The organism is Brasilonema sp. UFV-L1 (genome assembly GCF_012912105.1).
Classification (GTDB): Bacteria; Cyanobacteriota; Cyanobacteriia; order Cyanobacteriales; family Nostocaceae; genus Brasilonema.
In genome coordinates, this window is sequence record NZ_QMEA01000174.1 from 1 (window position 1) to 12,470 (window position 12,470).

A 12,470-nucleotide genomic window follows, 5' to 3' on the forward strand; every position below is an offset into this window, starting at 1 on the left:
AAACCCGTTACTTGTAATGAGGCACCGCAGTTTTTCCGGGTTTGATGAAACGGTAGATGGCTAATCAATAGAGTGCAGTCAAAACCCTTTGATCATAAGAATTTACAATCCAGATCAAGAGGTGATTGAGCAATGGATCGAGTAAACCAATATCGTCAAATTGTGCGTGATTTTTTACAAGATTTCGCCGCTGACGATCAGGAAGCCCAGTTGATTTTTGATGTTGAGCGCGATCGCTATCTCGTCATGCACAATGGCTGGCGCGGCGAATCTCGCATCTACGGTTGCGCTATGCAGCTAGACCTGATTTCGGGCAAAGTCTGGATTCAGCACAATAGCACAGAAATTTTCATTGATCGAGAACTGATTGGACGAGGTGTTGCGCCTCAAGATATTGTCTTAGGATTTCGATCGCCCAGCGTTAGACAACAACTTGCCGCTGTTTTACAAAAAGATATTGGCAGAAAGCCTTGAGGTTATGAATGATACTGAGCTAAATTGCCAAGAAGCACACCGAATTGCTGGAGCCGTAACAATATGCAAGCCAAATACGACATAGAGCAAAACAAAAAAGTAAAATAAAAATAGCGATTAAGAATGCTCATTATGAGTAAAGAAGAACAGCTACTTGAATATTGGCGCGAACTGTCCCCCGAAGCCCAAGAGCAAGTGCTTCAACTCGCACAATCTCTTAAGCCCCAGCCGGAGTTCGTTCCACAAACCCCCCTTGGCAAAAAGCTATGGGAAATTCGTCAACGCGCGATCAAGGGCGGTATGAAACTTCTCACGATGATTCACGCGGGAGCATGGAAGCTCCGAAATGAATCTATCAAGAAATTAAATGAATTGATAGATTCATGTCATTTATGTCGGAGGGGAAATGCGACACGGTAAATTTATTTACCGTCCTCCCTCAACAGTCTTTCTATATATTCACTAGCGCTTATTCCATTTTCTCTAGCTTTCTTAATGGCATTTGACCACGCGGTATCTGTTAGAAGAACGCCGCGTTGTTTTTTGGGTTCTTCATGTAGAACAGGTACATTCTTCATTCTTTTTATGCCTTTTACCATTGACATCTCCCAGCGCCAATACGTATACTAGAACAAAGCATAGCAAACAACTAGGAGGTGAAGCAAGCGTGGTTCGGAGTTCAACTTTATCGTTGATCACAGAAGTACCATTAAAAGTAGACAGCAAACAAGAATCAGAATTGTTATCTCGCTTTCAAGCTGGTAGACAACTTTATAATGCCTGTTTGAATGAAGCAATGAAAAGACTTGAATTAGTCCGTAACTCCGAACTGTACTTGACAGCTAAAAAACTACCCAGAATCAAGAAAAAAGAACGCGGCGACGCATTCAAAAAAGCACGCGAGCAATATAGATATTCCGAGTATGACTTGCATTCATTCGCAACCGCAACCAGTAAATCGGCAAAGTGGATAGCTCAAAAAGTTGATTCCAATACTCAACAAAAACTTGCGACACTAGCATTTAAGGCAACTGAGCGAGTCATGACTGGACGCGCTAAAGAGGTACGGTACAAAGTGCCTAGCCGATTTCGCTCAATGGAAGGTAAATCAAATCAAACTGGCATTAGGTGGAAGAATGATTGCTTGGTATGGGGCAAACTTGTTTTGCAACCAATTATTGATCCAAACAACCCAGTTATCCGGCACGGTCTTGAATCTCCCATCAAATATGTTCGCTTGTTATGGCGTATTTTGAATGGCAAGCGCCGCTGGTACGCTCAGCTAGTCAATGAAGGTAGTCCCTATCAGAAACCTCAAAACTACGTTTCTGACGGGCTGGTAGGTCTAGACCTCAACGTTTCTAATATTGCATATGTTGGGAATGATCATGCTGACTTGTTGCCATTTGCTGAAAAAGTACCAACCTTTCAGAATCAGATAACCAAGCTGCAAAGACAGATGCAGCGCTCCCAACGTGCCAACAACCCTGATAACTTTGAGCCTAACTTTGAAGCGCATATTGGTCGCAAGACCGTTTCCAAGAAAGGAAAGGTCAAGAAAGGAAAAGCCCAATGGAAGAAGTCGAGCAACTATCTCAAAGCTGCAAACCGAAAACGTGAGCTAGAACGACGTAAATCTGCTTATGCCAAAACTCAAAACCGTCGTGTTGTTAACGAAATTTTGAGGCATGGCAAGCACATCAAAACTGAGAACGTTTCAGTAAGGGGCTGGCAGAAGCGCTATGGTAAAGCCATTTCTGCCAAGTCTCCAGGTTTTGTACAATCCGAATTGTGCCGCAAAGCTGAAAACGCTGGCGGTACAGTTATCAAGTTTTCTACTCAAACAACGGCACTATCTCAGACTCACTTGGATGGATCACGCATCAAAAAACCCTTGTCTCAACGAGTCCATCGGGATGTGACGGGTATTCCAGAGCATCACCGTGATTTGTTCAGCGCGTTTTTGAGTAGACACGTCAATCAGGACAAGCTGGTATTGCAAAGTGCTCAGAACGAGTACTTGGGGTTGGAACCAATCCTGTTGGAGGCATATCAGCAAAGAATAACCCGCGAACAAGTAAGCACGTCTGAAAGTAGGCAGTCTGGTTCTCCCTCGGAGCGGGTTTCCAACGAGTTACTAACCCCTAGCCAGATAGTCAATAAGGACGAAAAGCTAGGCGGGGATGTGGCGTGATTCTCCGTGTCTTTAGACCGGAGAGGGTTCAAAGAAGAAGAACTAGAACAGGAACTCGCAGAACGACGAGGCGGATATCGTGAGCCTTAAGATTGTCTATCTCGACTCTGGCATCCTCATCAACGCTTTTCAAGGGATCGGCTTGGTTGGGGTTCGGGCAATCGAAGTTTTAGACAATACAGCTTGCCAATTTGCCACTAGTCAATTTGTTCAGCTAGAAACTTTACCTAAAGCAATCTATAATAAACAGCAGGCAGAAGCAGAGTTTTATGAATCTTTTTTCAGCGTCACCCTCTGGGCAACCAAACTAGAGCAGATTGTCCAAACCGGAAATCGCATTGCCTGTACTTATGGTCTCGCCGCAATGGACGCGCTTCACATTGCTGCTGCGCTCTCTGTTGATGCAGAGGAATTTGTAACCACTGAAAAAACTACAAAACCGATGCCGAAGCGTTACAGAAATTCGAGTCAGTTCAATTGCTAGTGAATAAAATTAAAATACTTGCCAAATTGCCAAAGCTATAAGCGCTATGCAACAACCTCAAAGAGAAATTGTCACGCTAGACGATATTTTGATCACCGAGGAGTTGTCCAGGCGATCGCCTCGTTCCCCAAATTTGCTCTCAGAAAATCAGGCGTTGCATACATTAGCACGGCAGTTGGTGAATCAGCCGGAAATCATGCTCCAAAGTTTAGTTGACATTGCGCTGGAGTTATGCAGTGCCGGAACAGCTGGAGTCAGCTTACTCGAAGTGTTGCCCAGTGGTGAAGAAATCTTTCGCGCTCATGTATTAGCAGGAACATTAGCACAGTGCGTAGGCGGCACTGCACCCCGCAACTTTAGCCCCTGTGGCACCTGCCTTGATCGCGGTTATCCTCAGCTTTATTCCCATCCTGAACGGTATTTCACCTACTTTCAGGAAGCAAACACTCCCATTGTCGAAAGCTTGGTGTTGCCCCTGATTGCAGATAATCATGCGCTCGGCACCATCTGGATTATATCGCACGATGAGCAGCGACACTTTGACCCCGAAGACGTGCGGGTGATGACGAGCTTGGCAGACTTTACCGCAGCAGCGCTACTTTTCAATCAGCGACAAACTCAGGAATTGCTGGCGAAGAATGCCCAACTAGAGACTGAGGTGGTCGAACGCAAGCGAGCCGAGGAGTCAGCGCGTGAGAGTAGTGCATGTTTCCAGTCAATTGTCAACCTGGTGCCGGATATGCTCTGGCGCAATGATACCACAGGCGACACGAGTTGGTACAACCAGCGCTGGCTGGACTACACCGGGCAGACAATGGAAGAGGCGCAAGGCTATGGCTGGCTAGAGGTGATCCATCCCGATGATCGCGCCCAATCCCTCGCCAATTTTCAGAATGCGGTTGATGAGGATCGTCCTCTGGGACAAGAACACCGTATTCGGGGCAGAGACGGAAACTATCGCTGGTTTCTCATTCAGGCAAGTCCAGTCTATGACGCCCAAGGACGCATTATTCAGTGGTTCGGAGCCGCCACCGACATTCATGAGCAGCGGACTGCGCTTGAGACGTTACGCGAATCGGAAGAACGGCTGCAGCTGGCTGCCGATGCTGCTAATTTTGGTACCTATGAGTATATTCCGCAAACTGATCAAATCAACTGGTCAATAACGCTGAAATCGATTCATGGCTTGCCAGAAGATGCAGAAATTACCTTTGCTCGGTTATCGGAGCTCATTCACCGTGATGATCAGGAGCAGACTTTCCGCAAAATCGGTCAATTCCTCAGTCCAGACGCCCCCGGACCTTACGAGCATGAGTTTCGCATTGTGCGGACGGATGGAACAGTGCGCTGGTTACTCGATAAAGGGCGGGTATTCTTCACAGGCGAGGGGGAACACCGTAAAGCTGATCGCGCTATCGGTGTAACGCTTGACATCACGAATCGCAAGCTAAGAGAAGCAGCCCTGCGCGAATCGGAACAACGCTTGCAGGTGATGATTGAAAATCTGCCGGGTGGGGCGGCGTTTGTGGTTGACCGCGAGCTGCGCTATCTGCTTGCCGAAGGCGAAGCGCTCTCTGCCGCCGGTTTCAAAAGAGAAGATTTAGTGGGCAAAACCATTTTTGAGGCAATGCCGCCCGAATTAACCGCCAAGTATGAGGAGCTATACCGCATGGCTCTGGCGGGCGAGTCATTCGCGCACGAACACAACGCACACGTTCGCGAAGCGTCTCCGCAGGAGAATCGCTTCTACATCTCACGGGGCACGCCTTTACGTTCTGCAAACGGCGAAGTCTACGCCGTGCTAGCCGTCTCCTACGAGATCACTGAGCGCAAGCGGATCGAAGCCGAACACCAACAAGCTGAAGCCGCTGTTGCTGCCGATCTCGAAGACACACAACGGTTGTGGGAACTCAGTGTCCGACTGGTGGCTGTTGACGATATTCAAACGCTGTATCAAGATATTGTGGCAACAGCGATCGCGCTCACACGGGCAGATGCCGGATCGATCCAAATTCTGGATGAAGCGACGCAGGATCTCGTGCTGCTTGCAACTCTTGGCATAACGCCAGCAATGACCGAGCATTTCTATCGCGTCAACGCGGATTCAAACACGCCTTGCGGTATGGCATTGACAACGGGTGAGCGCACCTTCGTTGATTTCGATGTGCCAGAGAGTGAAGACCCGCATGGCTCCATGCGAATGCACGTTGAGGCAGGACTTTTCTCAGCACAGTCAACGCCGTTGATTAACCGTTCGGGTAAAGCGATCGGCATGTTTTCGACCCATTGGCGCAAACACCATCGACCGAGCGATCGCGAACTGCGCTTTCTCGATTTACTCGCCCGCCAAGCGGCTGACCTGATTGAGCAGCGGCAAGCCCAAGAAGCCCTGCGCGAGAGCGAGGCTTGGCTGGCAGGTCAAAAGGAAGCGTTCCAGGCTGCCGTCAAAGGCGCACCGCTCGAAACATCGCTCGGCGTGCTTGTCCGCACCGCCATCGAGCAGGCGGACACCGATGTCAGATGCGCCTTTTACATTGCCGATGATACTGGAAGCGAGTTGCGCCACATTGCCGGAATGCCCGATGCCTACGCCGAGTGCGTGGACGGCTTCAAAATCGGTGCGGACTCGCTGGCGTGCGGTTTAGCCGTCTATACGGGTCAGCCGATTATCACTCCCGACGTAACCGAAGACCCGCGATGGCAGGATTGGCTGTGGCTGGCTCAGCAGTATGAATATCGTGGCGTTTGGTCGTTTCCGGTTGAGACGACAGAAGGAAAGGTCGTCGGCACATTTGCCATGTATTTCAGACACCCACACGAAGCGTCGCCGCGCGACTACGAGTTCGCCGCTGTCCTGACCAGAGCCGCCGCGATGATCATCTCGCAAAATCAGGAGGCGGTCCAACGCACCCGCGCCGAAGCAGATCTGCGCGAGAGCCGTGCAAGGCTTGCCCGTGAACTGGAAGACACGAAACAACTGCAAAAAATCAGCAGCTTGCTGATTGAGGAAGAAAATGGCGAGGGGCTTTACGAGCAGATTCTCGACGTGGCAATGGCAATCATGCGGGCAGATTTCGGTAGCATTCAGAGGTTTGACGCTGAACGTAGCGAACTACACCTGCTAGCGTGGAAAAATTTCCATCCCGAATCAGCCGCGTTCTGGCAGACCATCTCCGTTGAAACGGGTACTAGCTGCGGCGCGGCGCTCAACCACGGCGAACGGGTCATTGTGCCAGATGCCCGCACCGCCGATTTCCTACAAAACACTGAAACCCTACGGTATTACTTGCTGAGCGGTATCGTCGCCGTCCAATCGACCCCGCTGACAACGCGCGAAGGGCGGCTGGTGGGCATGATTTCGACCCACTGGCGCGAGGTTCACACGCCGGACGAACGGGAACTGCGGTTGCTCGACATTCTCACCCGTCAAGCCGCCGACTTTTTTGAACGCCGTCGCGCCCAGAATGTGTTGCGCCAATCGGAGGAAAAATATCGATCGCTGTTCAACTCGATCGATGAAGGCTTCTGCCTGTTTGAGATGATTTATGACGAAACCCCAAAGACAGTTGATTACCGTTTCTTGGAAGTCAATTCGGTCTTCGAGCGGCAGACGGGACTTAAAAACGTGGTAGGCAAGCTGGGTAGCAAGATTGCCCCAAACACGGAAAGCTACTGGCTCAAAACCTATGACGAAGTGGTCAAGACAGGCAAACCGCAGCGTATTGAAAATTACAGCCAATCAACTGATCGCTGGTATTCGGCTTACGCTTCGCGTGTTGGCGGTATGGGCAGTCGTCAAGTATGCACCGTTTTTAGCGACATTACCGATCGCAAACGTTACGAACAGCGGCAAGCCTTCTTGCTGCAATTAAGTGATGCCCTGCGATCGCTCTCCGATGCCGTTGAAATTCATGCAGCGGTGACACGCATCGCCATGAACTTCTTTGGCGCAGACCGATGTTACTACTGTGAAATTGTTGACGGCAACGCCATCATTCGGCAAGATGCCTCACGCGAAGGTTTGCCCTCAGTTGCGGGGGTTTACCCCCTCAGCAGCTTCCCCATCCTCAAAACCGCGATCGATGCCGGTCATCCGTTTGTGGTTGACGATGCCCACACGACGGACTTACTGGATGAGGCGTTGAGGCAACTCTGTTGTGAGTTGCAGGTTATTTCCTTTCTAAATGTGCCTGTCATCAAGGCGGGCGAGCCTACTGGCGTTCTCTGTATCACCCAGACCACGCCAAGGAACTGGACAGCATTTGAAACGGAGCTGGCGCAAGAAACCGCCGAGCGTATATGGGCTGCCGTAGAACGCGCCCGCGCCGAAACATCTTTGCGTGAATCGGAAGCCAAATATCGATCACTGTTCACCTCAATGGATGAGGGCTTCTGCCTGATCGAAGTTTTGTTTGATGAACGTGGAACAGCATTTGATTATCGCTTTCTTGAAGCCAATCCAGCCTTTGAGAAACAAACCGGACTGGTGAACGCAATTGGTAAAACAGTGCGCGAACTAGTGCCACAGCACGAGGCACAGTGGTTTGAGATTTATGGCAGAATCGCGCTAACAGGGGTACCAGAGCGATTTGAAAACGCTGCCCAGGAACTTGGGCGGTTTTATGATGTGTACGCCTTCCGCTTGGGTGAAGCCCAAGAGCGCAAGGTGGCAGTTATCTTCAACGACATCAGCGAACGCAAACGTGCCGAAGAAACTCAAGCCTTTGTCTTGAAGTTGACGGATTCCCTTCGTCCCTTAAGCGACCCCGTTGCCATTCAGGAAACTGCCATGCAGGTGCTAGGCACCCATCTGGGTGTAAATCGTGCTTTCTACGGTGAAGTCTTAGATGACGACGACACGCTAGCGATCGGTCCGGGTTATGCCGACGAACTTTCCCCGATTGTGGGGCAGATTAAATTTTCCGATTTTGACTCCGATTTGCTCACGGATTATCGCGCCGGACGGACGGTTGTGATCAATGACCTTTACGTGGATATGCAGCTTTCGGCAAAGGCAAAGACAGAGTTCGATGCCATTCAGGTGCGGGCTGCCGTTGGAGTGGCGCTCTTGAAAAATGAAAAAGTGCGGGCGATCTTGAGCATTCATCAGTCTGTATTGCGCAAATGGACGGAAGCGGAAATCGCATTGCTGAAAGAAACAGCCGATCGCACCTGGGCAGCCGTGGAGCGTGCCCGTGCCGAAGCAGCCCTACGCGAATCAGAAATTGAGCGGGTGCGCGAACAATCTGCCCATGAACAGGAACGTCAACGCGCCGAAACTCTGGTAGAACTCGATCGCGCCAAAACGCTTTTCTTCAACAACGTTTCTCACGAATTCCGCACGCCGCTGACGCTATCATTGGCTCCCTTACAAGATGCGTTGAGCGATTGTGTCAATCCCCTTGCTCCCCCTCACCGAGAACGACTGGAACTGGCGCATCGAAACGCGATTCGGCTGCTGAAACTGGTTAATACCCTGCTCGACTTCTCCCGCATCGAAGCTGGTCGGATGGAAGCAGTATACGAAGCAACAAACTTGGCACTGTTGACAACTGAGCTAGCAAGTGTATTTCATTCCGCCATTGAGCGGGCAGGGCTACAGTTCATAGTCGATTGTCCACCCTTGCCAGAACCCGTCTACGTAGACCGGGAGATGTGGGAAAAAATTGTTCTCAACCTGCTCTCCAACGCCTTTAAGTTCACCTTTGCAGGCGAGATTGCCGTCAGGCTGCATCCTGCTGATGACCATCATGTGAGGCTACAAGTGCAAGATACCGGCACAGGAATTCCAACAGAAGAACTGCCCCATCTGTTTGAGCGATTCTACCAGATACGAGGAGCAAAAGCAAGGACTCATGAAGGGTCTGGGATTGGTCTTGCGCTGGTGCATGAACTGATTCGACTGCATGGTGGCACCATAGATGTGAGCAGCACTGTAGGACAGGGAAGTTGTTTTACCGTCACTATTCCTTTGGGCAGAGCTCACCTACCTAACGATCGCCTACGACGAGTCGTAGGCGATTCTCCTACGGAGACGCTGCGCGAACGTATCACAGCAACACGTACTCAGGCATCAACAGCAATCGGTGCAGATCCTTATGTTGAGGAGGCAGAGCGTTGGCTACCGCAAGAGGAGGGAGGGAGGGAAGGAGGGAAGGAGGGAAGGAAAGATATTTTCCCTCACTCCCACACTCCCACACTCCCTCACTCTCCTTCTGCTCGCGTCCTCGTTGTCGATGACAACGCCGATATGCGAGATTACCTGACGCGGATACTGAGCGAACACGTTGAAGTAGAAGCGGTTGCGGATGGAGCAGCGGCGCTGGCAGCGGCACAAGAGCGAGTGCCGGATCTGGTACTGAGTGATGTGATGATGCCACAGATGGACGGCTTTGAGTTGCTCAAAGCATTGCGGGCTGAGGCATGCACAAGAGAAATTCCCATCATCCTACTTTCTGCCCGTGCAGGAGAAGAGTCGGTGATAGAAGGACTCCAAGCTCTGGCGGACGACTACCTAATCAAACCCTTCTCTGCCACCGAACTTGTGACTCGTGTCTTAGCCCATCTCCAGATGGCACAACTACGGGGGGAAGCACTCCGCCAGGAAAGAACCACCAGCCGCAGAAAGGACGAGATGCTGTCAACTGTTTCCCACGAACTGAATACCCCGCTGGTTGCCATTCTCGGTTGGACGCGGTTACTCCGTACCAGTCCACTCAATCAATCCATGCTCTGGAAATCGCTGGAGACAATTGAGCGCAATGCCACTTTGCAAGCTAAACTGATATCAGACTTGCTGGATATTTCACGGATAACAGCAGGCAAACTGCATCTCAATCTTGAACCTGTCGAACTGCAATCGGTGATTGAAATGGCGATCGCCACAGTAAACCAATCTGCTCAAACCAAAGACATTCGCCTAGAGTGTATACTTAACCCTTTGCCAACAACAGTTCAAGGCGATCCAGAACGTTTGCAACAGATTGTCTTAAATTTACTGACCAACGCCATCAAATTTACCTCTAAAGGAGGAAGAATTGAAGTTCGTCTTAATGCAAGCGAAACTCACGCTCAAATCGTGGTGAGTGATACTGGCTGCGGAATAAGTGCCGAGTTTCTGCCTTATGTCTTTGACAGCTTCCGTCAAGCAGAAAGTTCAAAGAGTCAATCTATTAAAGGACTAGGGTTGGGACTGGCGATCGCCCGTCACTTGGTAGAACTCCACGGTGGCACTATCTACGTCGAAAGTCCTGGAATTGAGCAAGGTGCAACTTTTACTGTCAACTTACCACTGATTGGTGTTAATTTTTAACAGTGATCAATTATCAGTTACCAGTTATAGCACCAGCCTGCGAGGCTTTATAAGAACCGCCTTAAAAAAAATTAATGTAGCTTAATCTTAAGAAAGGCGTAATTACAGAAATTATAGTTTAGTGTCAAGAAAAGCGTAGTAACAAGTGCTTTGTACTCAAACATTACACAAGACATTTGTATAAAAACGCTAACGCCTAAGTAGTTCTTGAGTGCTTGGACTAATTTTTAACATGAGTTTATCAGAGAGCCAACTGGAGTTTGAAGCTTTGCTGGACTACCTCAAGCAAAACTGTAGTTACGATCTGACAGGTTACAAGCATGGTACTTTGATGCGTCGGCTGCGATGCCGTATGCAGCAGTTAGAAATTGAGAACTATGGGAACTACTTGCAATATCTACAGAATCATCCTGACGAATGTGGTCCTCTACTTAACACTATTTTAATTAACTACTCAGGCTTTTTTCGCGATCGCGATTGTTGGGATTATTTAGCGAACAAAATCATTCCCCAAATCATCGCAAGCAAGCACCCGGATGAACGAATCCGAGTTTGGAGTGCTGGCTGTGCTTCTGGACAGGAAGTTTATACACTAGTGATGTTACTAGCTGAGGCTCTTGGCATTGAGCAATATTTGCAGCGAGTGCAAATTTTTGCTACGGATGTAGATGAAGATGCAGTTGTTGAGGCGCGGCGAGCAAGTTATAGCGACAAAGATGTAACAGACATTCCGAGTGGGTTACTGTCCAAATACTTTCAGCAAATTGAGCAGCGTTATGTTTTTCACTTCAAACTGCGTCGCACAATCATCTTTGGTCACCATGACTTGGCGAAGAATGCGCCCATGTCCAAAATTGACTTGCTCGTGTGTCGCAACGTGCTGATATACTTCAAAACCGAAACCCAAGCAAAAACTCTAGTTCGCTTTCATATTGCCTTGACTAGTAAGGGCTTTCTCTTCCTAGGTAACGCAGAAAGCTTGAGTAACGACAGGCAAATCTTTACCCCTATCAGTTTGAAGCATCGTATTTTTGCGAAAGGGCAGAATCTTACTTTACAAGAGCACCTGCTCCTCCGACCGCAGACTCTCAGCAAAAAAGCAGATCCTCTAACTACCCAAATCCATATGTGGAAAGCAGCCTTTGAGACTAGTCCATTTGCTCAGCTCGTAGTGGATCGCAGTGGTCGCTTGCTTCTGGCTAATGAACAAGCTTACGCCCTATTCGGTTTGAAAAACAGTGATATTGGTGCGCGAGTGCAAGATCTACAGATGGGGCGACTTATCAATTCATCGACTTTTATCAATCAGCTAAATTGCGATACGCACAAGCTAAAGCCTCCAGCTGATCGCCACTCGCTCAGCCACAAAAATAGAGAGTGGGTTACTGATAATGGTACAACTTATCTAGACATCCACATCACACCAATATTAGATCCGAGTGGTAAGCTGCTAGGCACAAACTTCACTTTTGTTGATGTCACCCGCAATGTATGGTTAAAGGATGAAATTGAACGCTTAAACTCAGCCCTGGCAAAGGTGACTCAGGAACTAAAACAGACTAAAGAGGTATTAGATAGTACTAACAAGAAATTCGAGTCTAGTCAAAAGGAGCTAGAAAGCGTACACCAGGAACTCGAATTCAGAAGCCACTCGTAAGGAAGGCTGACTGAAAAGTCCGGAACAACAAGAAAGTGCAAACCGATTTTTGTGCTTTAGACCGAGGCGGGAATCAACCCCTAAGCCCTGCGGGCACGCGCAAGGAACGCTTAATTCGCTCATTCAATCGGGGACTGCGTCCCGCTGCGCTAACAAAATTCACGCATTAAAGACTGGGATATGCGCTCTTACTGGGATGCGGAAGTTTCGCTTAACGTTGACTGCGATATAAACGCGAAAATCAACATTAAGCGCGCGGGGCTGAGACTGTTCCCCACGATCAAACGCGCCCAATGGAAATCCAGTAGTGAGTGATTTTACTAGTGAACTACCCAACACCGACCTGAGT

The 12,470-nt window shown here is 49.3% G+C and carries 6 protein-coding genes; all 6 read left to right on the forward strand.

Going from position 1 to position 12,470, the window contains the following annotated elements; translation table 11 throughout:
* Window positions 1-132 precede the first annotated feature (132 nt).
* The 6 genes from DP117_RS30440 to DP117_RS30475 all read left to right on the forward strand — a co-directional run bounded on the left by DP117_RS30440 (window position 133) and on the right by DP117_RS30475 (window position 12,121).
* Complete coding sequence (locus tag DP117_RS30440; RefSeq protein WP_169221934.1) at window positions 133-474, forward strand: XisI protein; 342 nt, start codon at window positions 133-135, stop codon at window positions 472-474.
* Between the two features lie 132 nt (window positions 475-606).
* Entirely contained in the window at window positions 607-894 is a 288-nt protein-coding gene (locus DP117_RS30445; RefSeq protein WP_169221933.1) for a hypothetical protein, read from the forward strand.
* Window positions 895-1,141: 247 nt separating this feature from the next.
* On the forward strand, window positions 1,142-2,668 hold the full coding sequence (locus DP117_RS30450) for a transposase (RefSeq protein ID WP_169221935.1): 1,527 nt from the start codon (window positions 1,142-1,144) through the stop codon (window positions 2,666-2,668).
* A gap of 79 nt (window positions 2,669-2,747) precedes the next feature.
* Entirely contained in the window at window positions 2,748-3,152 is a 405-nt protein-coding gene (locus tag DP117_RS30455; RefSeq protein ID WP_169221936.1) for a PIN domain-containing protein, read from the forward strand.
* 46 nt (window positions 3,153-3,198) lie between these two features.
* Window positions 3,199-10,464, forward strand: a complete 7,266-nt coding sequence (locus tag DP117_RS36640; RefSeq protein WP_248277894.1) for a GAF domain-containing protein — start codon at window positions 3,199-3,201, stop codon at window positions 10,462-10,464.
* Window positions 10,465-10,696: 232 nt separating this feature from the next.
* Entirely contained in the window at window positions 10,697-12,121 is a 1,425-nt protein-coding gene (locus tag DP117_RS30475) for a CheR family methyltransferase (RefSeq protein WP_169221937.1), read from the forward strand.
* Window positions 12,122-12,470 lie beyond the last annotated feature (349 nt).

Bases quoted from the DNA above. Each gene is read 5' to 3' on its own strand.
- DP117_RS30445 (WP_169221933.1), top strand. From the start codon at position 607: ATGAGTAAAGAAGAACAGCTACTTGAATATTGGCGCGAACTGTCCCCC.
- DP117_RS30475 (WP_169221937.1), top strand. From the start codon at position 10,697: ATGAGTTTATCAGAGAGCCAACTGGAGTTTGAAGCTTTGCTGGACTAC.
- DP117_RS30440 (WP_169221934.1), top strand. From the start codon at position 133: ATGGATCGAGTAAACCAATATCGTCAAATTGTGCGTGATTTTTTACAA.
- DP117_RS36640 (WP_248277894.1), top strand. From the start codon at position 3,199: ATGCAACAACCTCAAAGAGAAATTGTCACGCTAGACGATATTTTGATC.